This window comes from Pseudomonas sp. MCal1 (assembly GCF_026341415.1).
In the GTDB taxonomy this organism is placed as follows: Bacteria; Pseudomonadota; Gammaproteobacteria; order Pseudomonadales; family Pseudomonadaceae; genus Aquipseudomonas.
Genome location: NZ_JAKUMP010000003.1, coordinates 290,507 through 314,441 on the forward strand (window position 1 = coordinate 290,507; position 23,935 = coordinate 314,441).

At 54.3% G+C, this 23,935-nt stretch carries 35 protein-coding genes and 2 pseudogenes; 24 read left to right on the plus strand and 13 right to left on the minus strand.

Annotated features, from left to right (window positions below; translation table 11 throughout):
- The 3 genes and pseudogenes from MKZ87_RS07210 to MKZ87_RS07220 form a co-directional block, all read right to left on the minus strand.
- Positions 1 to 310: pseudogene (locus MKZ87_RS07210) on the minus strand (phage replication protein); the annotation flags it as partial.
- 179 nt (positions 311 to 489) lie between these two features.
- Complete coding sequence (locus tag MKZ87_RS07215; RefSeq protein ID WP_266200510.1) at positions 490 to 912, minus strand: phage regulatory CII family protein; 423 nt, start codon at positions 910 to 912, stop codon at positions 490 to 492.
- Positions 913 to 993: 81 nt separating this feature from the next.
- Complete coding sequence (locus MKZ87_RS07220; RefSeq protein WP_266200511.1) at positions 994 to 1,197, minus strand: Cro/CI family transcriptional regulator; 204 nt, start codon at positions 1,195 to 1,197, stop codon at positions 994 to 996.
- A gap of 116 nt (positions 1,198 to 1,313) precedes the next feature.
- Between MKZ87_RS07220 and MKZ87_RS07225 the strand changes: the two genes are divergently transcribed.
- The 4 genes from MKZ87_RS07225 to MKZ87_RS07240 all read left to right on the plus strand — a co-directional run bounded on the left by MKZ87_RS07225 (position 1,314) and on the right by MKZ87_RS07240 (position 5,276).
- A complete protein-coding gene (locus MKZ87_RS07225) occupies positions 1,314 to 2,102 on the plus strand; it encodes a LexA family transcriptional regulator (protein ID WP_266200587.1) in 789 nt (262 codons plus the stop codon).
- A 72-nt stretch (positions 2,103 to 2,174) separates the two neighbouring features.
- Positions 2,175 to 2,516 carry a hypothetical protein gene (locus tag MKZ87_RS07230; protein ID WP_266200512.1) on the plus strand — a complete coding sequence of 114 codons (342 nt, stop codon included), beginning with the start codon at positions 2,175 to 2,177 and terminating at the stop codon, positions 2,514 to 2,516.
- Positions 2,517 to 2,921: 405 nt separating this feature from the next.
- Entirely contained in the window at positions 2,922 to 4,049 is a 1,128-nt protein-coding gene (locus tag MKZ87_RS07235) for a nucleoid-associated protein (protein ID WP_266200513.1), read from the plus strand.
- Between the two features lie 3 nt (positions 4,050 to 4,052).
- Positions 4,053 to 5,276, plus strand: coding sequence for a hypothetical protein (locus MKZ87_RS07240; RefSeq protein ID WP_266200514.1), 1,224 nt, complete (start codon positions 4,053 to 4,055; stop codon positions 5,274 to 5,276).
- A 172-nt stretch (positions 5,277 to 5,448) separates the two neighbouring features.
- Here the strand turns inward: MKZ87_RS07240 and MKZ87_RS07245 are convergent, their stop codons facing one another.
- The gene (locus tag MKZ87_RS07245; RefSeq protein WP_266200515.1) at positions 5,449 to 5,670 is read right to left on the minus strand and encodes a hypothetical protein; all 222 of its coding nucleotides are present in this window, start codon (positions 5,668 to 5,670) and stop codon (positions 5,449 to 5,451) included.
- A gap of 163 nt (positions 5,671 to 5,833) precedes the next feature.
- Here MKZ87_RS07245 and MKZ87_RS07250 point away from each other — a divergent pair, with 163 nt between their 5' ends.
- From MKZ87_RS07250 to MKZ87_RS07290, 9 genes are all read left to right on the plus strand, one after another.
- Positions 5,834 to 6,397: a superinfection immunity protein gene (locus MKZ87_RS07250; RefSeq protein WP_266200516.1), complete on the plus strand. Its 564-nt coding sequence runs from the start codon at positions 5,834 to 5,836 to the stop codon at positions 6,395 to 6,397.
- Between the two features lie 572 nt (positions 6,398 to 6,969).
- Positions 6,970 to 7,104, plus strand: a complete 135-nt coding sequence (locus tag MKZ87_RS07255) for a hypothetical protein (protein WP_266200517.1) — start codon at positions 6,970 to 6,972, stop codon at positions 7,102 to 7,104.
- 190 nt (positions 7,105 to 7,294) lie between these two features.
- A complete protein-coding gene (locus MKZ87_RS07260; protein ID WP_039772248.1) occupies positions 7,295 to 7,699 on the plus strand; it encodes a hypothetical protein in 405 nt (134 codons plus the stop codon).
- Entirely contained in the window at positions 7,696 to 7,887 is a 192-nt protein-coding gene (locus tag MKZ87_RS07265) for a hypothetical protein (protein ID WP_266200518.1), read from the plus strand. The genes MKZ87_RS07260 and MKZ87_RS07265 overlap by 4 nt, the downstream gene beginning before the upstream one ends.
- Positions 7,884 to 8,078 (plus strand): hypothetical protein, encoded by a 195-nt coding sequence (locus MKZ87_RS07270; protein WP_266200519.1) that lies wholly within the window; start codon positions 7,884 to 7,886, stop codon positions 8,076 to 8,078. The genes MKZ87_RS07265 and MKZ87_RS07270 overlap by 4 nt, the downstream gene beginning before the upstream one ends.
- A 156-nt stretch (positions 8,079 to 8,234) precedes the next feature.
- On the plus strand, positions 8,235 to 9,122 hold the full coding sequence (locus MKZ87_RS07275; RefSeq protein ID WP_266200520.1) for a RecT family recombinase: 888 nt from the start codon (positions 8,235 to 8,237) through the stop codon (positions 9,120 to 9,122).
- Positions 9,119 to 10,747 carry a YqaJ viral recombinase family protein gene (locus tag MKZ87_RS07280; protein ID WP_266200521.1) on the plus strand — a complete coding sequence of 543 codons (1,629 nt, stop codon included), beginning with the start codon at positions 9,119 to 9,121 and terminating at the stop codon, positions 10,745 to 10,747. The genes MKZ87_RS07275 and MKZ87_RS07280 overlap by 4 nt, the downstream gene beginning before the upstream one ends.
- Positions 10,744 to 11,265, plus strand: coding sequence for a hypothetical protein (locus MKZ87_RS07285; RefSeq protein ID WP_266200522.1), 522 nt, complete (start codon positions 10,744 to 10,746; stop codon positions 11,263 to 11,265). Before MKZ87_RS07280 ends, MKZ87_RS07285 begins: the two co-directional genes overlap by 4 nt.
- Before the next feature lie 81 nt (positions 11,266 to 11,346).
- Complete coding sequence (locus tag MKZ87_RS07290) at positions 11,347 to 11,661, plus strand: hypothetical protein (protein WP_266200523.1); 315 nt, start codon at positions 11,347 to 11,349, stop codon at positions 11,659 to 11,661.
- 3 nt (positions 11,662 to 11,664) lie between these two features.
- On the opposite strand, the gene MKZ87_RS07295 is transcribed toward MKZ87_RS07290, so the two are convergent.
- On the minus strand, positions 11,665 to 12,102 hold the full coding sequence (locus tag MKZ87_RS07295) for a hypothetical protein (RefSeq protein WP_266200524.1): 438 nt from the start codon (positions 12,100 to 12,102) through the stop codon (positions 11,665 to 11,667).
- 121 nt (positions 12,103 to 12,223) lie between these two features.
- Between MKZ87_RS07295 and MKZ87_RS07300 the strand changes: the two genes are divergently transcribed.
- A complete protein-coding gene (locus tag MKZ87_RS07300; protein ID WP_266200525.1) occupies positions 12,224 to 12,625 on the plus strand; it encodes a hypothetical protein in 402 nt (133 codons plus the stop codon).
- A 6-nt stretch (positions 12,626 to 12,631) separates the two neighbouring features.
- On the opposite strand, the gene MKZ87_RS07305 is transcribed toward MKZ87_RS07300, so the two are convergent.
- The 3 genes from MKZ87_RS07305 to MKZ87_RS07315 form a co-directional block, all read right to left on the minus strand.
- Positions 12,632 to 12,958 (minus strand): hypothetical protein, encoded by a 327-nt coding sequence (locus MKZ87_RS07305; RefSeq protein ID WP_266200526.1) that lies wholly within the window; start codon positions 12,956 to 12,958, stop codon positions 12,632 to 12,634.
- Positions 12,959 to 12,967: 9 nt separating this feature from the next.
- Positions 12,968 to 13,156 carry a hypothetical protein gene (locus tag MKZ87_RS07310; RefSeq protein ID WP_266200527.1) on the minus strand — a complete coding sequence of 63 codons (189 nt, stop codon included), beginning with the start codon at positions 13,154 to 13,156 and terminating at the stop codon, positions 12,968 to 12,970.
- Between the two features lie 114 nt (positions 13,157 to 13,270).
- Positions 13,271 to 14,014, minus strand: a complete 744-nt coding sequence (locus tag MKZ87_RS07315) for a hypothetical protein (RefSeq protein WP_266200528.1) — start codon at positions 14,012 to 14,014, stop codon at positions 13,271 to 13,273.
- Positions 14,015 to 14,087: 73 nt separating this feature from the next.
- Here MKZ87_RS07315 and MKZ87_RS07320 point away from each other — a divergent pair, with 73 nt between their 5' ends.
- The gene (locus MKZ87_RS07320) at positions 14,088 to 15,011 is read left to right on the plus strand and encodes a DNA cytosine methyltransferase (RefSeq protein ID WP_266200529.1); all 924 of its coding nucleotides are present in this window, start codon (positions 14,088 to 14,090) and stop codon (positions 15,009 to 15,011) included.
- 12 nt (positions 15,012 to 15,023) lie between these two features.
- Here the strand turns inward: MKZ87_RS07320 and MKZ87_RS07325 are convergent, their stop codons facing one another.
- Positions 15,024 to 15,665: a hypothetical protein gene (locus tag MKZ87_RS07325; RefSeq protein WP_266200530.1), complete on the minus strand. Its 642-nt coding sequence runs from the start codon at positions 15,663 to 15,665 to the stop codon at positions 15,024 to 15,026.
- A gap of 103 nt (positions 15,666 to 15,768) precedes the next feature.
- On the opposite strand from MKZ87_RS07325, the gene MKZ87_RS07330 reads away from it, so the two are divergent.
- A complete protein-coding gene (locus MKZ87_RS07330) occupies positions 15,769 to 16,353 on the plus strand; it encodes a hypothetical protein (protein WP_266200531.1) in 585 nt (194 codons plus the stop codon).
- Positions 16,354 to 16,359: 6 nt separating this feature from the next.
- Here the strand turns inward: MKZ87_RS07330 and MKZ87_RS07335 are convergent, their stop codons facing one another.
- Positions 16,360 to 17,028, minus strand: a complete 669-nt coding sequence (locus MKZ87_RS07335; RefSeq protein ID WP_266200532.1) for a hypothetical protein — start codon at positions 17,026 to 17,028, stop codon at positions 16,360 to 16,362.
- Positions 17,029 to 17,068: 40 nt separating this feature from the next.
- On the opposite strand from MKZ87_RS07335, the gene MKZ87_RS07340 reads away from it, so the two are divergent.
- The 7 genes from MKZ87_RS07340 (at position 17,069) to MKZ87_RS07370 (ending at position 20,826) form a co-directional block, all read left to right on the plus strand.
- Positions 17,069 to 17,728, plus strand: a complete 660-nt coding sequence (locus MKZ87_RS07340; protein WP_266200533.1) for a hypothetical protein — start codon at positions 17,069 to 17,071, stop codon at positions 17,726 to 17,728.
- Positions 17,729 to 17,801: 73 nt separating this feature from the next.
- Positions 17,802 to 18,071, plus strand: a complete 270-nt coding sequence (locus tag MKZ87_RS07345; protein WP_266200534.1) for an ead/Ea22-like family protein — start codon at positions 17,802 to 17,804, stop codon at positions 18,069 to 18,071.
- Between the two features lie 49 nt (positions 18,072 to 18,120).
- Positions 18,121 to 18,483: a hypothetical protein gene (locus MKZ87_RS07350; protein WP_266200535.1), complete on the plus strand. Its 363-nt coding sequence runs from the start codon at positions 18,121 to 18,123 to the stop codon at positions 18,481 to 18,483.
- Positions 18,480 to 18,797: a hypothetical protein gene (locus tag MKZ87_RS07355; RefSeq protein WP_266200536.1), complete on the plus strand. Its 318-nt coding sequence runs from the start codon at positions 18,480 to 18,482 to the stop codon at positions 18,795 to 18,797. The genes MKZ87_RS07350 and MKZ87_RS07355 overlap by 4 nt, the downstream gene beginning before the upstream one ends.
- 49 nt (positions 18,798 to 18,846) lie before the next feature.
- Entirely contained in the window at positions 18,847 to 19,089 is a 243-nt protein-coding gene (locus tag MKZ87_RS07360) for a DUF4224 domain-containing protein (protein ID WP_266200537.1), read from the plus strand.
- Position 19,090: 1 nt separating this feature from the next.
- Positions 19,091 to 20,140, plus strand: a complete 1,050-nt coding sequence (locus tag MKZ87_RS07365; protein ID WP_039772213.1) for a tyrosine-type recombinase/integrase — start codon at positions 19,091 to 19,093, stop codon at positions 20,138 to 20,140.
- A gap of 236 nt (positions 20,141 to 20,376) precedes the next feature.
- Entirely contained in the window at positions 20,377 to 20,826 is a 450-nt protein-coding gene (locus MKZ87_RS07370; RefSeq protein WP_039772212.1) for a carboxymuconolactone decarboxylase family protein, read from the plus strand.
- A gap of 555 nt (positions 20,827 to 21,381) precedes the next feature.
- Here MKZ87_RS07370 and MKZ87_RS07375 read toward each other — a convergent pair.
- Positions 21,382 to 21,626, minus strand: a pseudogene (locus MKZ87_RS07375) (hypothetical protein); the annotation flags it as partial.
- A 488-nt stretch (positions 21,627 to 22,114) separates the two neighbouring features.
- Positions 22,115 to 22,375 (minus strand): hypothetical protein, encoded by a 261-nt coding sequence (locus MKZ87_RS07385; RefSeq protein WP_085700763.1) that lies wholly within the window; start codon positions 22,373 to 22,375, stop codon positions 22,115 to 22,117.
- A 151-nt stretch (positions 22,376 to 22,526) separates the two neighbouring features.
- Between MKZ87_RS07385 and MKZ87_RS07390 the strand changes: the two genes are divergently transcribed.
- Positions 22,527 to 22,658, plus strand: coding sequence for a hypothetical protein (locus tag MKZ87_RS07390; RefSeq protein WP_256574784.1), 132 nt, complete (start codon positions 22,527 to 22,529; stop codon positions 22,656 to 22,658).
- A gap of 294 nt (positions 22,659 to 22,952) precedes the next feature.
- Here MKZ87_RS07390 and MKZ87_RS07395 read toward each other — a convergent pair whose 3' ends face one another.
- A complete protein-coding gene (locus tag MKZ87_RS07395) occupies positions 22,953 to 23,879 on the minus strand; it encodes a LysR family transcriptional regulator (protein WP_085700764.1) in 927 nt (308 codons plus the stop codon).
- Between the last annotated feature and the right edge of the window lie 56 nt (positions 23,880 to 23,935).

The following is a 23,935-nucleotide window of genomic DNA, read 5'->3' on the forward strand; positions in this document are numbered from 1 at the left end:
GATCGGGATTCCACTCGATCGCCTTCTCAGTCAGTCGGAACAGCGTGATGTTCGAAGTACTAGAAAGCTCGATCAAACCGGCCTCTTCCAGGGCTTTCAGCATGCGGTAAGCGGTGTCTGGCTTATCCGTGAGCAGCGGCAGCTCCTCGATGATCTTGGCCTTGCTCAACGCGAAGAAGATCCCGTCGTCAGTCTTGATTGGCTTCGTCCAGCTCGGGCAGCCGTAGACGAAGGCGAACAGCAGGGCCTGCTGAGAATTCAGCCCCCACTCTAGCGCCTTCACCTGATTGATCGTAACGGTGAACTGCATGTCAGGTGTTCCTGACGTGAACGGAAAAGATAAAAGCTCGCGACACGTTTTGAGAATTCTGAAAACGTGTCGCAGCACTGTTCGTGGTATTGCTGGAATTGGGTTGGTCCTGCATAATCGGGCCTCTCTAGTTTTGCGAATCAGCCGACCTTCTCCGTCGGCTTTTTTGTGCCCTGGATTCAGGCAGCCTTCACGGAGGCATCCATCACGTCCAGGCTCTGCCGAACGTGGTTGATCTCCTGACGGATCAAGTTTTTCTCGAAAGTACTGACGTGGTTGTCATCCAGCGCTTGGTGCACCGCGATAGTCAGATCGGCGACCTCTTTGCCGACGTTGATCAGTGATTTGGTCAGCGCTTGTGGCTCCGGCGCAGCTTTCGCTACGAGGTCGAAACCAAATTCACTCGCCAGTGCCGCCAGAGGACGCATGTCTCCGGTATGTAGCAAGATCCCGAACAAGTGCTCCACCGTCAGGCGGTGTGCGTCGTTGTCCGGATTTGCGCGCTGAAGTAGGCCAACGTGCGGAACGCCCATCTTTGCAGCGAGGGTCTTGGCTTCGTTATCCAGCACAGCGCTCTGGCAGGCCCGCAGAAAATCTTCCATTCGTAAAACCTCAAATTTGTTTCCGTGGCGCCCTGCCATTGCCTGGGCGATTATTTGTTCAGGCAGCTAGCGGTGAATGCCTCAGGCTGCTGTGCGCTTGGGGCGCGCTGGGATCGGGCGAATCTCATTCGCCTCGATGCGCCCATCGTCATAAATGGTGATTTCGATGCTTCTGCCGGCTCGAACCATTTGCGAGATCGCGCTCTGGTTCACGCCGAGAGCAGCAGCGAGTACGGCTTGGGTGCCGTGCTCTTCTAGGTATTTGCTCAAAGGGATCTTTTTCATGGAAATTCCACGGCTTGATATCTGCCATGGATAGTAGCAGCGCTGCTTTTTATCAGCAACAAAATACTAGCAGCGCTGTTTGCTTGGATATCAGCTCTGCTAATACTCTTGTCCGTATGAAAATACGCCGCCCCCTTACCCCCGAAGAAATCGCCGAGAGCACCAGGCTCAAGGCCATCTACGAACAGCGGAAATCAGCTGCAAAAGCTGCCGGGCGTAGCCTGACTCAGGCGGATGTGGCCGAGGCTTGTGGCTGGTCTGGCCAGAGTGCTTTCAGTCAATACGCAACCGGCAAGGTACCGCTGAATGTAGAAGCGCTGCTGAAGCTCGCAAAGGCATTGAATTTCGACGCGAGCGAGGTCAGTTCTCGACTGGTCTCTACCGTCGCCAATGTTCAGCAAGAGCGCATCCAACCTAGTGTCAAATTAGGAAATATCGAAACCTGGGACGACGAGACCCCGCTCGATGACGATGAGGTCTACGTCCCCTTCCTTCACGAAGTCGAGCTTGCGGCAGGATCAGGCAGGTTCGCGATCGAAGAAAACGCCAACTCCCGTCTGCGCTTCAACAAAAAGGATTTGCGCCAAAATGGCGTTCAATTCAGCAACGCGAGGTGCGTGAAGGTCGGCGGCAACAGCATGATGCCTGTGCTGCGCGACGGCGCCACGGTTGGTGTGAACGTCGGCAAGAACTCACTGAGCGATATCGTCGACGGTGAGATGTACGCCATCAACCACAATGGTCAGCTTCGCGTGAAGCAGGTTTATCGGATCCCTACCGGGCTACGCTTGCGCAGTTTCAACCGTGATGAGCATCCGGACGAGGACTACACGTTCCAGCAGATCCAGGAGCAGCAGATATCGATTCTTGGGCATGTGTTTTGGTGGGCCATGTATTCCAGATAGGCTGAGCTTCTCTATTAAAGCCGCTGCGACGTCGGGCGAGGAACTTTTATTAGCATTGCAAAGGAGAGCAATATGCCAGTTGTGGCCGTTTTGAACGATGAGTCAGATTTAGGTCGGATTGTCAGCGTTTTAAAGGCTTATGGATGTGTGGTGGCGAATCATCACAATCGCCCTGGGGCTTCCATCCTCACAAGTTCACTTCGAATTGCGCTCGGTCCGAGATCTGATGAGGATGATCTGCAGTGTCACGAGCTTCCCCTGCTGATCGACGGAGAGCCTTGGTGGACTAGCGTGTTAGTTATGCCTCCGCGCTACGATTTCGACCATCATGAAACCACGGCACTTGCCGCTCGAGCCCTGACGGCTTCAAACGAATGCGGCGAGGAAGGAATGTTTCTGTACCACGATTCCTAGCTGCAGTTACCAGGTCATACTGCAAACGAACGGACACCTTGGATATGGAGTTCGGAAGAACAGAGATAACCGGATGTAACTATCTTGGCGTTCGTAGCAAGGTCTGGGCGTTTGTTAGGCTATCCTTCTTGGTGCTGGCCGCCAGCGAATCGGGTGTGAGGTGGATGGGTGAAGGCTCGCAAGGCCGTAAGCACATTTCCGTCCTGTCTTTATCGCGCTGTGCGTTTTTGTGGTTATGTGAGAGCTGGTAGCGCTAATTATTTTTATGGGCGCTGATCACTTTTGACTGGGCGGGCTTGCTGCAAGTTTTGAAAAATGCTCATGTTATATGCCAAATCAGGCAGAAAAAGTAAAAATATATAACAAAACAGCTACACACCACTCGCAAAATAAAAGGGATTTTTCATGGCATTTGAGCTAATCCACGTTGTAATTCACTCCTTCGAAAAAGAGAAGGGCGTTACAGCCATCGACAAGTCAAAAACAGTCATCAAACCTCTTTTCGACCCCAAAATAGACACGCTCACGTCTCTCACAGAAGGAATCAATAGCCTATTAGGCAAAAAGGGAAACAATGTTGTTTGGGGACAATTTAGCTCTGACAACAGACAAGGATCATTTCCTGAAGAAAACCAAAAATTCACAAAAAATATTAACGCCGCCAATTTTGAGTTATTAACTCACGTGGCAATTAACGAGCTCGTCAAGCAAGCCTCGGACGAAATTTTCGCTACTGGAGGTCATACGCTCTTCGCGTATTACATGAGCGACGCAATACCATTCGTTTTAATAGCGAACATCAAACAACGTGACGGACTGCGTTTAGGGGCAGATTACATACCTATAACAAGCGTCGATATAGACATGAGCAAAGTCCACCAAGCTTGCAGGATAAATTTAGCTCGGTATTCTGAATCTATTCTTGAAAACAATAATGACGAAGAGGAAGCTTGCGAAGCTGACAAGACTTATCTGTGCTTTATAAGTAAAGGCAGAGACAGTGAAGCATCTGCTTACTTCATCAAAGCTCTGGGTTGTACGCCCGGCATCGCATCAACCAGGGCGACCGGTAATGCCATCGATGTAATCGAAGATTTTTTTCGAGACAACACTGACTTGGCGCCATTCAGCGCCCAAGCCAAAGACAATGTTATCGCTTACTTAACTAAAAAACATAAGGACAATGAAAAGGCAACCATTCAAGGACTTCAGACCGCAGCCTCATCTGCTATACCTCCAGAATTATCAGATCTAGTAGAGCAATTAGAAACGCTGTCAGAAGTGCTGAATTCGGAAGACTCAAAAGTTCCTGAAGAGTTTTCAGTGAGCAAAACCATACTTGACAAGAAAACAAAAATAAAGGGCAAGTCTAATCGTTGGTCAGCACAATTCGATAGAAGCGCATTAGGAACTAGCATTGATAGCGTCATATGCTACAATCAGACCGACGGCAAGCTTACATTCTCAGACATACCAGATGACATGAAAAAACATATTGAAGCTGAAATAACAAGTCGTAGCCTAGACAGGTAAGCCATGTTCAATTACGTAGTTGAACTTTACAGGATGATTGGACGCCCAGCCCTTTCCAGCGCTGGGTCCTTTGATTATTCAGGCTCGCCTAACGAACAACTTCAAGCTTTAATTAGTCGGGTCATGGACTTACCTTCGCATTATGGCGAGATGAACTATCATCGAGTTAGGCCCGGACTTACGAGCTTCGAATTCACACCGATATCTTCCGGTGAAAACTCTTTTTTCATCGATTTTACTGCACTAGTCCAGAAAACACCTTCGCTCGGCTGTGGGAACCCTCTTACTAACTTTTACATAATATCAGATGACTGGTCGTCCAGTGAAGGTGTTATTAACACGAAGAATGAACAAATACTTAAGGTGTGCAAGCTCATAAAAGACCTCACAAAGGTCGCAGTATCAGAGCATATACAGACATCATCCTATAGCTTGGTTTTTTCAACTTCAACCGGGAATAATAAACCGCCAAAAACGACAGTCCTGGACACCAAGATTTCGCCCGAAATACTTGAAATCGATATCAAGAAAACCTCCTTGATTGGCAGCCTGGCCAGCGAAGAAAACAAGGGGAGAATTCATCTGGAGGAGCGGCGCGCCATACTAAATGGCGCGATATGCGAAGCGCTAGATGCGCTACCAGAGGGCCAAACGAGCAGATTCATGTCTCTGCTGGAGCGATGGGATTTTATACTGGATAGTTACTGGCAAAATTTTCAGATCTACATACATTCATTTTCGTTCGAAAAAGTCAGAAAAGAATTTGCACAAGCCGAGCTCGATTACGGCACAAAACTTAGCTCTGCTTTTAGTGACATCGCAGGAAAAATGCTAGCCCTCCCAGTGTCACTGATAGCACTCGTCACTTTATACAAAGCTACGAGTCTAGTCGAAATAACTGTAACAGTATTAGGACTAATGACGGCTTCGATCATTCTAATTGGAATTCTTGTAAATCAACTCTTAAATATTCAGCGACTGAATAGCAGCCTTTCGATATCTTTCGAAAACCTTACAAAATCAATAACAACCTACCCACGAAATCTACAAAACCTTATAAAAAGCGCACAGAAAAATATTAATCGTCAGAAATTTGTTGTGTCATCAACAATCGTCGTTTTCGCTGTCCTTTCGCTAGCACCATTTATGGGTGCCTTAATATTTCTCATGGAACATTACGCTCAGTATTGGCACGAGTGGCTACTGCTCAATTTCCATTCGAGCTAACCTGCAACTGGCGGATACTTTCGCTTTTCACCCGCGGTTCGCAATCTCGACCCGCTAACTTTTCTCCCACATCAACCACTTGATCTAATATTGTGGTCTGGCATCAAATATCCTTCGGAGCCCGCCAACATATAGTCCAGCCCGGGGCAAGAGCTTCCTGCGCCCCCCCCTCCTACGTTCCGCGTTCAAGCCCTTCAGTGGCTTGAGCGAACCTCGTACCAGCCTCTCTGACCAGCTGACGCCACTCTCCTGCAGTAATCAGCCCTTCCTGCTCCATCGCGTCTGCCATCTTGAGCAGCTCATCATACTGCTCTTCTACATCCATCCTGAGCTCGGGCTCCTCCAGCAACTTGCGCCAGGCAGACAGTGCTTTCTGTTTCTCTTCGACTCTCATGGCGATTCACCTAATGATCTGTGAGTCGGTAGAGGCCGCACGTTACGTGGCGGTTCGATGTCGGCGACTGACGGTGCAGAAGATGGTGGCGCTCGGCCACGAATGGTAAAATCCGCGTCTCCCTCAATGGATCAGGTTTTACGATATGGATAGTGGAAGTCCTATGGCTGGCTTTCTGTTTCTGATGGTTGGCTTCGTCATCTATTTCCTGCCCACGTTTGTTGCCTCAAGTCGGAAGCACCTCAACGGAACGTCGATTTTCCTGGTCAATCTTTTCCTTGGCTGGACGTTTCTAGGATGGGTTGTCGCATTGGTTTGGGCTTCCTCCGCAAACACAGAAAAACCGAAAAACAGTTTGGCTCTAGGAGTCGGTGCTACCGCCGAGCGAGCCTGCCCTTTCTGCGCCGAAACGATCAAGAGCGCAGCCATCAAGTGCAAGCACTGCGGTGCAGATGTTGAAGCTATTCAGGCTCCGCGTCTCCGGAACGGATGGGTCGCATCCGTACCCTGCAAGGCAGGTGCAGAGCAGCTAAGCACCATCGAGGCGATCAAGGCGCTCGGACTTCCTGTGGTTCCAATGATTGGCGCGGCAATTGGAGCCGGCCCTTTTGAAACGAAGGACGAAGCCAAACAAGCCTCAGCGCTCCTACGGAATGAGCCAAGGCTTTTCAGTGAAATCATGTACCGCGATTCCGTAAGCGGGAAATACCCGCCAATTCTCGACTGAACCCGCTTTTCCCAAGCCCGCCATGCGCGGGCTTTTTTACGCCCGCAGAATTTATTATTAGCAGCGCTATTTACTTTAAATAGCAGCACTGCTACTTTTATTCGCAAGCCGAGACAGCAACGGCCCAGCAGCGAAAGCCGCGCCGCTCTTTAACAATCCGCGCCATAAACGATTACCCGGCTCACGCTGGGAGGTCAGCCCCGGCCACACCTGTGGGGCGAGAAGAAGTCAGGTGAACAAAATCGCGCTGCCACTACTGGCGACCGGCGATCCGATAGCCCCGAAAGGCTACCAACGCGCAGAACTGCGACGGCGGACGAGGTGTTGACCGAACTGGCGAATGACCTGGTAGGAGGCGCGAGCAATTCCCAAAGAGTTATTGATGCCGCTTTTCTGAAGCGGCATCAATCCATAGCGCAGAGCTCTCCTTGCCCTAAATATCAGATGAAGGGGACAGTCAGGGAGCGCTCTGCGGTATGGATTGAACAATCGCCGAAGTAGAAAAAATGAATTAGCAACTTGCCCGCTCGGTCAAGAATTATGAACGCAGTAAATCTGACGAGGTGACAGCAATGACTATCCAAGCAGAGACACTCGTACAACTGACCGAAGCGCTGCAAGAGCGAGGCATGAACCTGGTTTCAGATGTCCACTTTACCCGCGCACCATACCGGCATAACCACCGCTGGATCTGCACCGTAGAGTGACCATGCTCTTTGCCGGCGGCTCGGACTAAGACTCCACCGTCGGCCCCACTGCCCCGCTACACCGTTTTTCTCCCCATCCCCTACGACACCCACCCGAATGCACTCTCCTCCGCGCCCAACGGCAACCAGCGGAGCGGATGAGTGCATCCGAGTTTTGTTGGATCAACACTCCGCCACCCTGGAGGCGACCATGTCAGCTCTACGCAAGCTCATCCCGGAAGACGATTTTCTCGATACAGAGGCTGGCCAGGAATGGTTGACCGAGTCGGTCGACGATCTGCTGCGCCGGCGCCATATCGAAGCGCCGAATCCGGTGGGACGAAGCAAGGTTCTGGTCAACGCTGATCACCTGCCGGAAGCGCTGGCGGATCACATGGCTGCTAATCCAGACCCAGACCGCTGTATCGAGAAAATCCTTATCGAGCTGGTCCGGCGCGGCGATGGCGGGATCTTGCACACCTGGGCCGTCGAAGCCGTCGGCGGTGATCCGCTGATCATTCGAACATTGGCTGGCGACCTGGTCGCGGTGCACGCCAACGAGTACCGCGATGCCAAGCGCGAAAGCGATCGCGTCGAGCAGGAGTGTGGCTTTTGAGCCCGCACATTCTGATCGACAAAGCACTTGATGGTGTCACCGCTCCCTTCGCCCATGAGGAGACAGGGCTGCTCGTACAGGAGCTGATCACCCGCCTCTTCACCGACGGCGCCATCACCATTGACGAGTTCAACCACTACTGCGAACGGCTGCGCGACGTCTGTCAGCAGCGCAAGGAGACGACATGAGTACGGCACCGGTTAAATCGCTGATTGATGAGCAACTGGAGGACATCGAACACAAGATCGCCCTGCTCGGCTTCGGTCTTCCTTTCAACGAGGTGATCGGTCGCAAGCGCGATGAGTTGGTTTCGAATCTCCCGCAACGCTTGGCGCCGTCCATGAAGGGCAAACGGATCGCTGTGAAGGTTCGGCCGTGACCGGTCGCCAGCTTGCCCGTCGCGTGCTAATTCGGCGCGGTTCTTTCTCCGCCATTGGCGTTTTCACCTTCCTGATGCTGCTCAGCGCCCTCGCCGATCGCATCACTCAATAAACCAAGCATTCAATCGCTGCGCCCAGCGCGGCAAGGAACAGTCATGTCCGCTCAAAGTGTGTCGCCGGTGGCGCACGACCGAAACCTCCACGTTCTTCCGCACGCTGCAACCAGCACCAGCGCTCTGGTGTTGGACGGCGACAGCCTGGACAAGATGATGCGCCTGGCCGAAGTCATGGCCACCGGCCGCGCCACGCTGCCGAAGCACTTCAACGGCAACCCGGCGGATTGTCTGGCGGTCGTCATGCAATCGATGCAGTGGAAGATGAACCCGTTCGCCGTGGCGCAGAAAACGCATTTGGTCAATGGCGTGCTGGGCTACGAGGCGCAACTGGTGAATGCAGTGATCACCACCTGCGCACCGGTGCTGGATCGCCTGCACTACGAGTGGTTCGGCGCGTGGGAGAAGGTGATCGGCCAGTTCACCATCAAGAACGGCGACAAAGGCGAGTACCGCGTTCCTGGCTGGAAGCTGGAGGACGAGCAAGGCCTGGGCGTGAAAGTTTGGGCAACTTTCCGGGGAGAAGACGAGCCTCGGGTACTTGAGCTGCTGCTTGCCCAAGCTCGCACCCGTAACAGCACACTTTGGGCTGATGACCCTCGCCAGCAACTGGCGTACCTCGCTACCAAGCGCTGGTCGCGCCTCTATTGCCCGGACGTAATCCTCGGCGTGTACAGCCCGGATGAGCTGGAAGAAACCGCACCAACCATTCGTGACGTGTCACCGGCGCGTGGCGCGGCACCAGCTGAACTTCCGCCCTACCCCGACGAGAAGCTCGCGGAAAACCTGCCCAAATGGCAAACCGCGGTCGACGCCGGACGCTCCGCTCCTGATCACCTGATCGCAACCGTCAGCAGCAAATTCACCCTGAGCGAAGAGCAGATCGCCAAGATCAAAGCGCTCGCGCCAATTGAAGGAGACAAAGAATGAAAATCCACAATGTCGCTCAGGGCTCCGAAGCCTGGCATGCGCTCCGCGCCAACTACTTCACCGCCTCCGAAGCGCCGGCAATGATGGGTGCATCGAAACAGATGAAGCGCACCGAGCTGCTGCACGCGAAGAAGACCGGTCTCGACCGAGACATATCGTGGTGGGTGCAGAAAAACCTGTTCGATAAAGGCCACGAAGCGGAAGCTCTGGCCCGCCCCATACTCGAGGCGCGTATCGGCGAAGATCTGTTTCCGGTGGTCGGCACCGAAGATGATCTGCTCGCATCCCTCGATGGCTGCACGATCCTTGGCGACGTGCTTTTCGAACACAAGATGTGGAATGAGCAGCTCGCTGCTGACGTTCGCGCCGGCAGCCTCGACCCGCACTACTACTGGCAGCTCGAACAGCAACTGCTGGTGAGCGGCGCCGAGAAAGTAATCTTCGTCTGCTCCGACGGCACCGAAGAAAACTTCGTCTCGACGGAGTACACGCCGGTCCCGGGTCGTGCCGCAACACTCGTCGCAGGCTGGAAACAGTTTCAAGCCGATTTGCAGGACTTTACTCCCGCCGAGGTTGTGCCGGAGGCCGTTGGTAAAACGCCGGAATCCTTGCCAGCGCTGCGCATCGAAGTGACCGGCATGGTGACGGCGAGCAACCTTGAGCAGTTCAAGGCTCACTCGCTCGCTGTCTTTGGCTCGATCAACACCGAGCTGGAAACGGATCAGCACTTTGCCGACGCAGAGAAAGCGGTCAAGTGGTGCGGCGATGTCGAAGAGCGCCTGGAAGCGGCCAAGCAGCACGCCCTGAGCCAAACCGAAAGCATTGACGCACTGTTCCGCACCATCGACGAGATCAGCGCTGAAGCCCGCGCCAAGCGCCTGATGCTCGACAAGCTGGTGAAGGCCCGCAAGCTGAGCATCCGTGAAGACATCGTCATGGATGCAGCGAAAGCGCTGCAGGCCCACATAGACCAGATCAACGCTTCACTGAGCGGCAAGGCGCGAATGCCGGCGGTGCCTGCGGATTTAGCCGGAGCCATCAAGGGCAAGAAAACGATCAGCAGCCTGCGTGACTCTGCCGACTCCGAACTGGCCAGGGCGAAGGTATCCGCCAGCCAGATCGGTGACGGCATCCGGAGTAACTTGGCCAGCCTGGCTGAGCTTGCCGCCGATTACATGTTCCTCTTCAACGATGTGCAACAGCTGGTGATGAAGGCGAACGACGACCTGGTCGCGTTGATCAAGGTGCGCATCTCTGAGCATCAGAAGGCCGAGGAGCAGAAAGCCGAAGCCCAGCGCGAGCAGATCCGCCAACAGGAGCTTCAACGAATTGAAGCCAAGTCGAAAGCCAAGCCACCGGTCGAACCCGCGCCGGTCGCAAGCCCGGCACCGGTGACAGTCGCTGCGCCGGTTCAGTCTGCCGCGAAGCCAGCAACCACCACTGCGGCGCTGGTAAACCTGCAGGCTGAAGTCTTCGATCTGGAAGCGCTAATCCATGCCGTCGCTGGTGGCCACGCTCCGATTTCGGTGCTGACCGTGGATTGGGAAAAGCTTGATGCTCTGGTGGCCGCTCAGGGCGCCAAGTTCAGCATGGCCGGCGTGAAGCTGGTCAAGGTGGCCGCATGATCAGCAACCACCTCAACGACGTCGAACAGCGGCGCCAGGACGCCAGCGAGCTCTCCGAGCAAATCGCCCAGTTCCTAGCGGCCGGCGGAAAGATCGATGTGCCAAAACCCGCCCCGATCAAGTTCACCAGCACCTCTGAGCGAAAGCATCCGCCAAGCTTTCAGCGACCGAAGGTGAAGGATGAAACGACTGCACGCGTTGCGCGGATCCGCGAAATGGCCAAGACGCTGACCCGAAACGAGATTTGCGAGCGGGAGGGAATCGCCCTGGCCACGCTGAAAGCGATCGCCTCGAAGCACGCCATCAAGTTCCAGGTGCGGCAGAAGATCGGCACCGTGCCGAACAAAACCACGCCTGAACTGGAGGCTCGACTGGTCGTACAGATCAAGGATTGCATCGCCGGCGGCATGAACCGGAGCCAGTGCTGCAAGGCTCTGGCAATCAGTTACAACATGCTCGACCGGATTGTCCGGGATCACAAGATCGACTATCCGAAGCTGAAGTCCGCATTTCGATGAAACGAACCACCATCCGGGCGGCCACGCGCTGCCGACAGACCTGGCTGGACTTGCCGGCCAGCGGAATTGAAGAGGTAGGCCATGGCCAAGAGCAATGCGGAACGCTCAGAGAAAGCCGCGGCGAAGAGGAAGAGCCGCGGCGAAGTAGAGGTTCGGTTCCACACCCTGCCAGCTACGCGCCAAGCACTTGCTGATCTGATGGCTTGGAGCGGCATCGAGGAGCCGGGCGAGGCGATGACGTTGATGATTCACCACCTGCACGGCCTTGGCCCGGGCGGCGCCCTTCCCCTGCTCACCCCGCCGCGACACGAATACGTGATTCCTGAAAACGTATCGCGGAAATTGAAACTCGCTTACCAACGTGAGGCAATTCGTAAGCCTATTGAGGAAAGTTGATGACTACTTCGAGTCAACAGGGACAGGTGCCTCGATTACCGCTTGCAGAACAGTAGAAAATATTCTGTAGCTGTAACCGTTTATATCCGAGTCAAGCAGAAGAGAACCGTCGCTGTTGAAAATTGATCCGTCACGTCGGACATTGAATCGACCCAGTTCTGATTTCGCCCCTCCATTTTTGTGCAAAAACAGGACCGCCTCAGCGAAACCAGCTTTATCAACAGAGATCGGGCTTAGCTCAATAGAAAACTGCTTGCCGAGTACCTCTCCTTCAATACTGCGTTCCTTCGCAGATATAGCTGTCATGCCCGCAAAATGATTCAAAGACAGATCCTGCCAATGATCTACAAGGCCTAAGAATTCGGAAGATGCACGAGTCCAGTCTCGTTTTACTTGCGCGATGTAAGTGATGAAGTTTTCTGGGTCTCGCGTGAAGTCCATAGCACTGCTCCGAATAAGTCCGCTGTCGGACGAGAAGATGACTTTTTAACTTATGCACCACTAATTTGCCACCATGCCGCGTATCCGGTCACGGAGGGCGGCGCCTGCATTGGAGAGCACCATGACCCACAACTGCGCATACGTCCGGCAGCACTATCAGGTGCCCGCCGAAGTCCGCCGCCGCGTCAGCGCCTACGGGAAGCCCGGCGTCATCCTGGCCGATCGCGGCCATTACATCGGCGTGGTGCTGGACGAAGATCCGAAGAAGCGAATCAGCAACTATCACCCAACCCATGAAATGCAGTATGGCGAGATGGCGGAATCGCTGCCGCTCAAGGAGTGGTTGGTCCTAGCGTTCAATCATGATTGGGATGACCTCGACTGGAGCCGGGAAGCCCGTGAAGATCTGGTCAGGGTTTGGGCGGCCACTCGAAGCCAGGCCAAATACAAGGCCTATGAGAGGCTTCAAGATTACTGCCATAGCATCAGGGCGATGCTTCATTTCAAAGTTCGGCGCGCCTGACGGCACTCAAGTACTGAGCACGCTGGCTGCAATCTGGAGCAAGACTGTTGCCGCCGCTGCAAATGCCGCTCTACTGTTCCACTTTGACTGTAAGCGTAGCGTCCCAAAAAGCTCACCACCGTCAATCACCGCGCACTTCCAGTAGTCGCCATCTGGCATCCCCTTGAACTCTGGCGGTACAGGTGCTTTTACGATCGCCGCAATCACCCAGAATCCTGCGGAAGCCAGTCCAACGAAAAGCGACGCGACATTTGCTACTTGTGCGCAGTCCACGGAAATCTCCTTGATATGGCCCCATGCTGGGCCGAACACAAATACCGCAATGGCAGTCAATGCGCCAGCTCAGACGAAATTCGGCGGCTCAACGACTCGATGCGCCGACTCCATGTAGCTGGCCAGGTCGATCACCTCCCGAAGGAACACGGCCATCTCCAGCTTCACTGCGTCGTCTGGCAGTCCTATCCGTTTCAGCATTGCCTTGGCGTCCTCTTCGATCGCCGCCAGCGCATCTACATCGCTCTGCAGTCTCATGTCGGCCTCCTGCCAGTGTGAGATTGCAGATAAATAAACCACTTCTACGAATCACGCCAGCCGGCGAGGATCTACACAAAAAAATAAAACCTGGGGAGTTGGCGCCAAAAAACCCTACCAGTCGTTATTGGTTTCGTAAGGAGTCTTAACGAAAATCCAACGCTTCTCAGGAATCGCCTCATAACTGAATATAGCCGTCCTTGCTTTTCTATCGTTTCCTACATACTCGATCTTACACTCACCCTGCTTATGCCCAGGCTCTACCCCTTCAAAATAAACGCTGATGGTTCTGCTTTGCTCCGGTCGAAAAAAAGGATAGTACGATCGCCCAGATGGACCAATCGCTGGCGAAAATTGTAGATAAACATGATGTGCCCAGCCACCGTAGTTTGTCATTTTCAGGTGAGCCATATTCGGAAAATTGCCATGTGGATCATCGACAAAATCAAACGAAAAATACGCAGACATTGATCTTTCACGCTCTTGCAACTGAAGATCGAAAGCTAACGATTGTGACTCAATCTGCTTTAAAGCCGCAGAAGCCATTATTGATTGTTGCTCTACAGAATTCTTAAGTTCCTCGGCTTGCAGCCGAAGCGCATCAGAGCTTAGCTTTAGCTCACGCCCCTGCTGTAGAAAGCCGAGAACCAACCAGAGAAATCCAACTGGGCCAAAAGCTCCAGCCAAAAAGTCCCCCAATTCATTTAACTTTAACTTAAACAATTCATCGAGATTCGCAGCAATCACCAAAACTATGATGCCGATATAAATGATGGTTCCATAACCCGCATACCATTCGACTTTTTTAGATTTCCACCAACAAACTGTTTCTTCCCACCAGGCGCACAATCGCTTCATATCGGTTCCGTCCAAGATAATCGCGCAAAGCTATCTCACTTCTACCACTCACGCCAGCCGACGAGGATCCCCTATGCAATCAGCAATCGACTTGTTCGCCGGGTTTGGAGGATGGACAAAGGGCGGCCGCAACGCCGGCCTGAACGTTCTCTGGGCTGCAAATCACTGGCCCGAGGCTGTCGAATGGCACACGCGGAATAACCCGGACACCATCCACGCCTGTCAGGATCTGCATCAGGCGAACTGGGCGGACGTGCCGAAGCACGATGTGATGCTCGCCTCGCCGTGCTGCCAAGGCCACACGAAGGCACGCGGCAAGGCTGCCGGCAATCCTCAGCACGACAACTCGCGCTCGACAGCCTGGGCACCGGTGCAGAACGCCGAGGTCAACCGGCCGGAGTTCGCGGTGATCGAGAACGTACCGGAGTTCATGGACTGGATTCTGTACCCGGCATGGGCTGACGCAATGCAGCGTTTGGGCTACTCACTCGCTCCGCACATTGTGGACTGCGCAGATCTCGGCGTCCCACAGCACCGGGTGCGGCTGTTCATGGTCTGCTCGCGCAGCAAGGCGCCTCTGCACCTGCAACTACCGCGACACCAGCACGTGCCCGCTCGCGAGATTATCGACTTCGACGCAGGCAAGTGGTCACCGATCAACAAGCCAGGCCGCGCCGCGTCAACATTGACCCGAGTGAAGAATGGTCGCGAGCGATTCGGGGATCGTTTCGTGATGCCCTATTACGGTTCTGGCTCCGGCCTCACCGGCCGCAGCCTTGATCGCCCGATCGGAACCATCACGACGCTGGATCGATGGGCCGTAGTCAACGGCGACATGATGCGGATGATCAGCGCTGACGAAGCTATGGCCGCACAGTCGTTCCCGAAGGACACGCTCCGTCCGGACAACCACAAGCTGACCATGCACATGACAGGAAACGCCGTACCGCCGCTCGCCGGGCAGCGGATCATCGAGGCGTTAAAGGCGGCCGCTTAAGGAGTGGAGAATTCATCTCACGTCTTCTTCAAGTTCATCCAGCTCATTCATCCAACGCATTATTAACTGACGGTTAGCTAATACCTTATTGCGAATGCCATGAATGTCGAGAGGGTCTAACATTGGATTATGAATAGTCCCACTTACAAACTCACCAAAATTTGCTACCTCCCGTAGACCTATGACAAATATAACCATCTGATTCGAAATGGCCGTGACCGGTATCTCTCTAAGCATGGCTGCAGCTTGATTTAGCTCGTGCAGCAAGGAATCCGTTTTTTCTCCCCGGATACGATTGCCGAACGCAGAATGTCGAACTTCTGTATATGCCTCTAGCCGCTTGTACAACCCTTCCATATGATCCATAAGTGCGTAGGTTGCATTGAAGCTTTCTAATCGAGCACTGCGATTCGATTCACGACGCTCTCTTTGCTGTTGTCGATTCTGAAAATAAGGAAGGGCTAAAGCTACAACGATCGCAACAAAAGCGCCGATTGCTTGCGCCCAGCCAGCCGAGTCAGCGGGCAGCCATCCTTTTCGAACCCAATATGCGACCGAACCTACGAGCAACCAAAGTGAAGCTCCCACGATAAAAATAGTCCACAGTGCCCAAATTGAGTTGTGAACTATTCGATTTAAAAGCCTTTTATCCAACACTCTCTCCTTATAAAGTTTAGTTAAAGACCCTACCCACCTTCATAGCAAATAGCCACCCCCCCTCCACCGCCCGGGCATGCCCCGGCATAGGACGCCATCTATGCTGAACCTCTTCTGGCGAATGCTCGCCAAGTTACTCGCGCGCCCCGCAATCGCCGACTGGCTCATCGCCCGCGCCAAGCTGACCCCGTACCAGCACATCATGTCCGCCGATGGCACCGAGATGTACATGGGCCGCTGGTGGCTTTTCAACCCGTACAGCCTGGAGACGCACAAGCCGGCGAACTGGTGGTGCCCGTGGTCGTTCCGGATCCACCACATCCTGCGCGAGGGCAACGACCGGGATCTGCACGATCACCCGTGGAACGCCCGCACGATCATCCTGCGCGGCTGGTACACGGAGCAGCGCCTGCTTCAGCCAGATGATCCGGTACTTCACCAGCTGCTGATGAAAGCCTCCGAGCTGCGCCAGTCGTCCGACGCTGCCTTCCAGGCCACCGAGTACATCGAACGCCAGCCAGGCGACACCGCCCGCCTCAACCACGGCGAATATCACCGCATCGACCAGGTATCCCCCGGCGGCGTCTTCACCCTCTTCATCACCAGCAAGTGGCGCGGTGACTGGGGATTCCTCGTAAACGGCGTGAAGGTGCCTTGGCGCACCTACACAGAGACAGATGATTGATACGGTTTATGAAGCAAGTTTCCCAAGAAGAGTCCTGCTTTGCTTTTCCATATCCGAATAAGCGCTTTCGATTTTGATCGAGTGCACACGATTTATATTTTGAAGTCCGATCAATTTCTTGTCTTCACGATCTAAGTTATTAATATCTTTCTCACCAAATGTTATTTCGATCATGGCGTCCTTGGCGACCCTCACCATGTCACCAAGGATAGTGGGAGAGCAATCGAACTGTTCTAACTCGGATTTAGATAGAAGAACCATCATCACATCCCAAGCTTTACCAAACTCGGAAACATGGTTGAACCAATTCCTTTGATCTTCTTCAGGAAAATCATCTGCCAAAGCCCTGTCATTGCGAGATCGGAGATATTCGGCAAGGTGATTCGACAAGCTAGCCAAATAGATACGGGGATGAGTTGCGCCGTGCAAAAAGCCTCTCACTGCGATAACCGCATCGTATTTTTTTTGAAGCTGGAATTGCGCCTTCCAAGAGCGCAATGCAAAAACCGCGGTTATAGCGGCTCCTACCGTAGCAATACTTGATATTGCGCTCAGGAAAGCAATGAAGCCAAGCTGAGTATCTTTCGTGAAGATAAAGCCGAACACACAACCAGAAAAAAACAGCAACAAGCAATAAAAGAATATTAACCAGCGCTCACCAAAAACGTTCCCCATATATCCGTCCTTCCGCAGTAATGCATTGGAGAATACTCTCATGTCTGAAATAAAAGAACGCCGGATCCTGTTCTCGGCGCCGATGGTGCGCGCCATTCTGGATGGCAGGAAGACGGTAACGCGGCGACCGGTGAAAGGGGCAGCCCTGAAATGGCTGGAAGAATTTGTGCCGGAGTTCGTGGTGCATACCGCGAATGGGCTTTGCCCCTTTGGGCATATCGGCGAACGGCTGTGGGTGCGCGAGACCTGGTACTGCGACCACGACGACGTGATGCGCGGCCCTTATCTCAAGCCGGATGACTTGGATGTCAGCGAGGCGCGCGACGACGGAACATTGGTTTACGCCGCCGATGGGCTGACCCCGTATGAGGCCGATCAGCCAGTTTGGAAACCGAGCATCCACATGCCCCGCTGGGCCTGCCGCATCCTGCTGGAGATCACCGACGTGCGCGTCGAGCGGTTGCAGGACATCAGCGAAGGCCAGGCAGTCGACGAAGGCCTGGTCTGGGAAGGAGTGAAAGACGGGAAAACCTACTGGAATCACGTCGACCACAGATACCCACCAGGCTCCCACCAGCAGTTCAGCGTTTCCGGAACCGACGCAGTCTCGGCCTTTCGCAATCTCTGGAAATCCACCGGCGGCGACTGGGACGCCAACCCGTGGGTGTGGGTCGTCGAGTTCAAGCGGGTGACGCCATGATCCTTTCCTGTGTCGCCGGCAACTTACTCTTCTTCTGGCTTCCATTGGCCCTGACCATAAAGGCGGTGATCGGATGATCGTCCATTCAAAACTGAAACAACTGGCCGAGGCTGCCACAAAAGGCAAGTGGTGCACCGATGGCCAGCGACAGGTCATGTCGGCAGAAAGCGACCAGCTGAACAGTGGCTTTGTGATTGTCGATTGCCAGGGGCCGGACAACTTGAAGAACGCGGCATTCATTGCCGCCGCCAACCCAGCCGCAGTGCTGGCACTGATCGCCGAAAACGAAGCATTGCGCGAAGAGCGCGACGGCCTACTCGAAGCAGGAGCGCACCTACTATGATCTTCGCCCCGCTCTACATGGCCTACCTCATCTACAAGGGGCCGTGGCGATGAAAGCTAGAATCGAGAAAAAACTCAGCAAGCGTCTGGTACTGATTCATCCAGCGCTGTATCGCGATGCTTGGATTGATGAGGATATTTCAGAACGCGCTTACGAGCAGGGTGTCCGCGTCAGCCACTACCCAAGCGTTGGCGGCGGCCTGGACTACTGGGGCGAAGGCCAAGATGCCTACACCGTGTGGGAAGACTGGAAGATGAACTGGGAATGGGGTGGGCCTTTCGGTTTATTCCCGGCCGGACACCGTTTTGAGGATTGCCCGGACACTGGAAACTTCAGACCGACCACGCGAAATCTGCTGAAGCTGGCGGCCGACTGTGAAGCGGCCGAGCTAGCCAAGTGGCGCCCGCGATGAGTCGCGTAGTCAGCATCCGCACCGAGGAACTGGCCAGCCCGGCGATGGACTGGGCAATCAACGCGATCGAGGCTGACCAGCAGCCGGTGGCGGGACAGTTGGACCTCTTCGCCCTGCCCGACGCCGAGCAGCTGATCGAGAAGTACGGCGTCTGGGTCGACGCTGGCCACCGGCACCTGTGGCTGGCCGACATGACAAACGACCCGTTCAACCGCCAGATCGGCGAAACCCGAGCTATCGCCGTGTTCCGCGCCGTGATCTTCGCCAAGCGCGGCGCCACGGTGGAGGTGCCCGCCGAACTCATCCAGCAGTAATCCCCCCCCTACTCAACAGCCTGCCGCCGCCGGCGGCGTGGAGAATCCCATGGGAACTGAAATCCTCTCCGACGAGGAGCTGGCCGAACTCACCGGCTACAAGGCCAGGGCCTACCAACGCCGCTGGCTGATTGACCGCCAGTGGGTGTTTGTCGAAAGCCGGGGCAAGCGCCCGCTGGTGGGCCGTATGTACGCCCGCATGAAGCTGGGCATGATCAGCCCTACCATTGCCGACCCGAACCCACCGCCGGCCGCGCCGGCATGGACGCCAGACTTCTCGCGAGTGAACTGATATGCGCCCCCGCAAGACCGAGCACCACCACCTGCCACCACGGATGTACAAACGATCCCGCAAACGCAAGAACGGCACCATCTGGACGGCCTACTACTACCGCGACCTGCTCGGAAAAGACATACCGCTGGGCAAGGATCTCGACAAAGCCCGGTTGAAATGGGCCGAGCTGGAAGCCAAGGAAAAGCCGATCGATCTGCGCACCATGAAAGGCATCTTCGATCGGTACATCCGCGACGTGGTACCCAAGAAGGCGCCGCGCACGCAGAAGGACAACCTGGCAGAGATCAAACAGTTGCGGCCGATGTTCGATAGCGCGCCGATTGACTCGATCACGCCGGCAACGATTGCCGGCTATCGTGACGCCCGATCGGCAAAGGTCAGGGCCAACCGCGAGATCGCTACCCTCTCCCACATTTTCAACATTGCCCGGGAGTGGGGCCTGACGACAAAGGAAAACCCCTGTCAGGGCGTGCGCAAGAACAAGGAAACGCCGAGGGACTATTACGCGAATGATGTGGTTTGGGAGGCGGTGTACAAGAAGGCAGCTCAAGAACTGAAAGAAGCGATGGACCTGGCATATCTGACCGGTCAGAGGCCGGCAGACGTGCTGGTCATGAGGAAGGATGATGTTGAAGGCGGGTATCTGACCGTTCAGCAAAACAAGACTCAAAAGAAGCTTCGAATCCAGATCACGACCGGCGGGGAATTAAACAGTCTGGGCAAGCTGATCGCGGCAATCACAGAGCGAAATGCCCAGCACCTTTCGAGTTACCTGATCATCAACCGGAGCGGTAAACGGATGACGGCCACGATGCTCAGGAAGCGCTGGGACGCGGCTCGGGAAAAAGCAAAAATGGAAGCGCTTGAGAAAGGTGACGAGCTGCTCGCCAGCCGGATCGTGGAATTCCAGTTCCGCGACATTCGCCCCAAGGCCGCGTCGGAGATCAGCGATGTCGGCGACGCAAGCCTGTTGCTCGGGCACACGAAAGGGGACATCACCGAGCGGGTTTACCGTCGCGTCGGGGCGATCGCGAAACCATCAAAATAGTCCGAAAATCGGCTCCATAGCTCAAAGCAAGCCCCTTTTAGAATTCGGTCTGTTCCTCTGATAAGTATCGGTGGCGGACTCACGCGACTCCCGGGGATCCCCCCGCCATTCAAAAATGGACTAATAAAAAATAATAAAATTGGATCTACACCCCGCCGAGCATAGCCTTTAGAGTCAACAAAATAAGCTCTTTCAAAAGCTTAGCTTGTCTATTTACCCAATCTTGAGGAGTTCAAATGTCTCGCGAAAATTGGTTCGAAGTATCTCCTGGTGCAGCAAAAGCCATGACCGGTTTGCATCATTACGTCACCACGGGTACTGACCTGCCGCCTTCAATAATTCACTTGGTGTTTCTTCGGGTATCACAGCTCAACGGCTGCGCTTATTGCATAGATTTGCACTCTCGCGATCTAATCAAAGAGTACATGTCGGTAGATAAAGTCCTTATGGTTCCAGTCTGGCACGAAGCAGCATATTTATTTTCCGATCAGGAGCGTGCTGCGCTGGCTTGGGCTGAAGAAGTGACTCGGGTTGGAGAAACTCACGTATCCGACGACGCATATGCGGCTGCCTCCGCCGTATTCGCGGCTAAAGATCTAGTCGATTTGACCGCGACAATTGCCGCCATGAATGCATTCAACCGTATGGGTGTCACTTTCAGGCTGAAGCCATCTGCGAAGGCTTAATCACTCTTCAGACAATCCCGATTGCCTGGTGAGACAAGTTTGCTGCTGTTTCATGCCAAAGTCGACATCATTGGCCGGCCTTACCGTCGGATCGATGCCATAACCAAACCATCGAAATAGCCAAAAAATCCGTTCCATAACTCGAGGCAGGCCCCTTGTAGAATGCGGTCTGTAGCGATGCTAAAAAGTGAAAGTAATGGGACGGAAAATCGCTACAAGCCGCAGTCTGATTACGTCGCTATATCGGTCTTGAAAACCGTCGACTGTAACAGGTCCATGAGTTCGAATCCCATCGCCTCCGCCATATTTGATACGACAAAGCCCTGATTATTCAGGGCTTTGTCGTTTCTGGCTTTCAGGAAAAATTCTCCTCTGTCTAAGGATCATTTCCACATCTTTTCGCCAGTTTCCGCAACTTGCTCAGCGGTTTATCAGATCCGCCCACAAATCAGTGCTGCGTATGCGACCGCTACAGCCGGCGCAAATTGCCTCACCTGCTGCAATAACGCGGCAGGTGAGGCGTCTACCAGCGCTGCACGGTACAAGATGTAGGTATTACCGTCTTTGCACGGTTCGCGGCGCCCCCGGACAGCCATAGATGTTGCCAAACGCGTCGAACAGGTTTTTCACTTCGATATTCCGAAGGTTGAAGCTGTTATTCGGGATGTTCATCAGCCGCGAGCCTGAGCGCAGCACGTTTTCCCTATTACCCGCCATTCAGGCGTCAGGCTGCCGGCAACGTTGACGTCGAATCCACGACTACGCCTACCTTGGGCGAATCGTCCTCGCGCTTCAGCAGGCGCTCCGTCAAGAGCAACCGCAGCGGGATGCCGCCTGAATCAGGCGCATCCGCAGCAGTGACGTAAGAGGTTCAAATGGCTTGACGCGATCGTCTGCGAGGAAGGCTTTCAGATCCAAGTGCTGGTGCGGTTTGGCTCATCATTGCGACGAACTCTTTAGCTCGCTCGAACCCCCATGCCATTGCACCGGTCATCGTTTCGCCCGGTCGGGAATCGAAACCCTCCTCCAGGAGCATGGTGCCGGCTTGCCCGTATACCCCCAGAAACAGCTGAACGTCGCCAGTTTTGGACGTGCGAACTTGCACGTTTACCAGCTTCCCGCCCGGGAGTATTTCATCCTTGTTTCGAAAATGGATCTCGGGATTGGCCCAACCCCAATAAACGCTTCCACGTGTGCGCATTTCTGATCTCCAATTTCGGTGATCGAGTATGCATCACATTACATTCCGCATCCTATGAACAAGATGAACTCATCAGCGCGAAAACTCTTACTGAGTGGGTTTTAAGAAATTATTGCTGGAAGACTCATCGATAAGTTCTTCGTCGATGGCTGGCACGTCTGGACACGTCAGGCTGTCTGCAAACGCGATCCAGGCTGCGTAGGAACACTTTTGCCTGCTCAGCGCATCCTCCCAAATTTTGCCGGTCATCTCATCTGACACGACCAGCATCATCAGATGATTTGTTGTGGCTTCCAGATCGATCAGATGTTGATGGGATTTGAAGCGAAAATCATCATAAGCCTTCATTAGGACACGCTAACCGATTAGGGCTGGCTCGGAATTACGAGCCGCTATTCCTATGAAATCAGTATGGCACTAACCCTATAGGTTAGATACGAAAGAGAAATCCCCCTCTCCTTCACAGTCAGCCGTTATAGCGTCAAGGACGAGCTCGCCCATGGAAACGATAAAACTGATTCAGCCGGCCCCGGTTGTGCGCGATGAAAACGGGATGTACCAGCACCCCGACATGCCCGACTTCGAAGCATCGGGACGCGGCGCGGGAAAAAGCAAAACTGGAAGCGCTTGAGAAAGGTGACGAGCCGCTCGCCGACCGGATCGGGGAATTCCAGTTTTGCGACATTCGCCCAAATGCGCGTCAGAGATCAGCGATGTGAGCGACGTCCGTTCCATAACTCAAAGCAGGCCCCTTGTAGAGTGCGGTCTGTAGAGGACAGGGCCGTAAGGTCATCTCTGAAGACCCGGTGCCAGATGTATGCGCAGTCGTGCCGCCACGCAGCCAAGGAAAGCAACCTGTTCGCCGATCATTGCGCCTCGAAGCGTTGTTCATCGAGGCGCAAATCACTTTCTGCCCTGCGGCATTTCAATCGATAAGTTCTTTGGCCGTGGCTGCCAGCTGACTGCCAACACGATCTTTCAGCGCTTCAATAAACCGGGTGATTTTCGCATCGACAAACTGCCGGGAGGTATAGACGGCGTACACGTTGCGCTCATAAGTATGGTAGTCAGGCAAAACCCGCATGAGCTTGCCGGAACGCAAATCGTCGATGGCCGTGAACCCGGCCAGCAAGCCAATCCCCGCACCCTCTCGAATGGCATGCGCCATTGCATCCATATCGTTGACGCTGAAACTTGGCCCTGTCGGGACAAATGTCGCGTCCCCCGCTTTGCTCTTTAGCTGCCACTCATCCCGCACATAGTCCACGGTACTTAACAACAGACACTGGTGATCGCGCAGATCTTCAGGCGTCTGCGGGGCCGCATGCCGTGCCAGGTAATCTGGCGACGCCACCAGCACACAATGGCTGACACCGATCTTCTGGCTGACATACGCCGAATCGGGGAGCGCGCGGGCGATCAGAATCGAGACATCCAGTTGGTCTTCCAACAGGTTAGGCATGCGTTGCGAGAGCAATAAATCCACGGTCACTTCAGGAAATTGCTGGCGGTATTCCAGTACAGCCCCGGTGACCAGATGCCGAGCCAGTCCAGGGACGCAATGTACCCTCAGTGTTCCCCGAGGCTCCAGCGCGGCATTGCTGGCTTCGGCTTCGGCACTCTCCAGGTCAGCCAGAATTTTCGTGCAGCGCTCGTAGAACCGTCGCCCCGCATCGGTGACCGAGAGGCGTCGGGTCGAGCGCTGCAACAGGCGCGTATCGAGCACGTTTTCCAGCGCAGAGACCGCACGCGATACGTTACCGACCGTTGAGTCCAGATGATTGGCCACGGCCGTGAAACTGCCCATCTCGACAACCTTTATGTACACCGACATGTTCGAAAGCTTATCCATCGCGACCTTCCTGTAGATCTGACGCTCACCCGTGATAAGGCGCATTTTTTCCGGAT

What these genes read in the sequence shown, in the direction of transcription:
- MKZ87_RS07300 (WP_266200525.1), top strand. Translation starts at nt 12,224, where the DNA reads ATGACCCACAACTGCGCATACGTCCGGCAGCACTATCAGGTGCCCGCC.
- MKZ87_RS07245 (WP_266200515.1), bottom strand. Translation starts at nt 5,670, where the DNA reads ATGAGAGTCGAAGAGAAACAGAAAGCACTGTCTGCCTGGCGCAAGTTG.
- MKZ87_RS07385 (WP_085700763.1), bottom strand. Translation starts at nt 22,375, where the DNA reads ATGAAGGCTTATGATGATTTTCGCTTCAAATCCCATCAACATCTGATC.
- MKZ87_RS07285 (WP_266200522.1), top strand. Translation starts at nt 10,744, where the DNA reads ATGATCAGCAACCACCTCAACGACGTCGAACAGCGGCGCCAGGACGCC.
- MKZ87_RS07230 (WP_266200512.1), top strand. Translation starts at nt 2,175, where the DNA reads ATGCCAGTTGTGGCCGTTTTGAACGATGAGTCAGATTTAGGTCGGATT.
- MKZ87_RS07335 (WP_266200532.1), bottom strand. Translation starts at nt 17,028, where the DNA reads ATGGGGAACGTTTTTGGTGAGCGCTGGTTAATATTCTTTTATTGCTTG.
- MKZ87_RS07290 (WP_266200523.1), top strand. Translation starts at nt 11,347, where the DNA reads ATGGCCAAGAGCAATGCGGAACGCTCAGAGAAAGCCGCGGCGAAGAGG.
- MKZ87_RS07240 (WP_266200514.1), top strand. Translation starts at nt 4,053, where the DNA reads ATGTTCAATTACGTAGTTGAACTTTACAGGATGATTGGACGCCCAGCC.
- MKZ87_RS07220 (WP_266200511.1), bottom strand. Translation starts at nt 1,197, where the DNA reads ATGAAAAAGATCCCTTTGAGCAAATACCTAGAAGAGCACGGCACCCAA.
- MKZ87_RS07270 (WP_266200519.1), top strand. Translation starts at nt 7,884, where the DNA reads ATGAGTACGGCACCGGTTAAATCGCTGATTGATGAGCAACTGGAGGAC.
- MKZ87_RS07330 (WP_266200531.1), top strand. Translation starts at nt 15,769, where the DNA reads ATGCTGAACCTCTTCTGGCGAATGCTCGCCAAGTTACTCGCGCGCCCC.
- MKZ87_RS07295 (WP_266200524.1), bottom strand. Translation starts at nt 12,102, where the DNA reads ATGGACTTCACGCGAGACCCAGAAAACTTCATCACTTACATCGCGCAA.
- MKZ87_RS07350 (WP_266200535.1), top strand. Translation starts at nt 18,121, where the DNA reads ATGAAAGCTAGAATCGAGAAAAAACTCAGCAAGCGTCTGGTACTGATT.
- MKZ87_RS07250 (WP_266200516.1), top strand. Translation starts at nt 5,834, where the DNA reads ATGGCTGGCTTTCTGTTTCTGATGGTTGGCTTCGTCATCTATTTCCTG.
- MKZ87_RS07315 (WP_266200528.1), bottom strand. Translation starts at nt 14,014, where the DNA reads ATGAAGCGATTGTGCGCCTGGTGGGAAGAAACAGTTTGTTGGTGGAAA.
- MKZ87_RS07310 (WP_266200527.1), bottom strand. Translation starts at nt 13,156, where the DNA reads ATGAGACTGCAGAGCGATGTAGATGCGCTGGCGGCGATCGAAGAGGAC.
- MKZ87_RS07365 (WP_039772213.1), top strand. Translation starts at nt 19,091, where the DNA reads ATGCGCCCCCGCAAGACCGAGCACCACCACCTGCCACCACGGATGTAC.
- MKZ87_RS07355 (WP_266200536.1), top strand. Translation starts at nt 18,480, where the DNA reads ATGAGTCGCGTAGTCAGCATCCGCACCGAGGAACTGGCCAGCCCGGCG.
- MKZ87_RS07395 (WP_085700764.1), bottom strand. Translation starts at nt 23,879, where the DNA reads ATGGATAAGCTTTCGAACATGTCGGTGTACATAAAGGTTGTCGAGATG.
- MKZ87_RS07360 (WP_266200537.1), top strand. Translation starts at nt 18,847, where the DNA reads ATGGGAACTGAAATCCTCTCCGACGAGGAGCTGGCCGAACTCACCGGC.
- MKZ87_RS07390 (WP_256574784.1), top strand. Translation starts at nt 22,527, where the DNA reads ATGGAAACGATAAAACTGATTCAGCCGGCCCCGGTTGTGCGCGATGAA.
- MKZ87_RS07255 (WP_266200517.1), top strand. Translation starts at nt 6,970, where the DNA reads ATGACTATCCAAGCAGAGACACTCGTACAACTGACCGAAGCGCTGCAA.
- MKZ87_RS07260 (WP_039772248.1), top strand. Translation starts at nt 7,295, where the DNA reads ATGTCAGCTCTACGCAAGCTCATCCCGGAAGACGATTTTCTCGATACA.
- MKZ87_RS07280 (WP_266200521.1), top strand. Translation starts at nt 9,119, where the DNA reads ATGAAAATCCACAATGTCGCTCAGGGCTCCGAAGCCTGGCATGCGCTC.
- MKZ87_RS07320 (WP_266200529.1), top strand. Translation starts at nt 14,088, where the DNA reads ATGCAATCAGCAATCGACTTGTTCGCCGGGTTTGGAGGATGGACAAAG.
- MKZ87_RS07275 (WP_266200520.1), top strand. Translation starts at nt 8,235, where the DNA reads ATGTCCGCTCAAAGTGTGTCGCCGGTGGCGCACGACCGAAACCTCCAC.
- MKZ87_RS07370 (WP_039772212.1), top strand. Translation starts at nt 20,377, where the DNA reads ATGTCTCGCGAAAATTGGTTCGAAGTATCTCCTGGTGCAGCAAAAGCC.
- MKZ87_RS07340 (WP_266200533.1), top strand. Translation starts at nt 17,069, where the DNA reads ATGTCTGAAATAAAAGAACGCCGGATCCTGTTCTCGGCGCCGATGGTG.
- MKZ87_RS07235 (WP_266200513.1), top strand. Translation starts at nt 2,922, where the DNA reads ATGGCATTTGAGCTAATCCACGTTGTAATTCACTCCTTCGAAAAAGAG.
- MKZ87_RS07215 (WP_266200510.1), bottom strand. Translation starts at nt 912, where the DNA reads ATGGAAGATTTTCTGCGGGCCTGCCAGAGCGCTGTGCTGGATAACGAA.
- MKZ87_RS07225 (WP_266200587.1), top strand. Translation starts at nt 1,314, where the DNA reads ATGAAAATACGCCGCCCCCTTACCCCCGAAGAAATCGCCGAGAGCACC.
- MKZ87_RS07345 (WP_266200534.1), top strand. Translation starts at nt 17,802, where the DNA reads ATGATCGTCCATTCAAAACTGAAACAACTGGCCGAGGCTGCCACAAAA.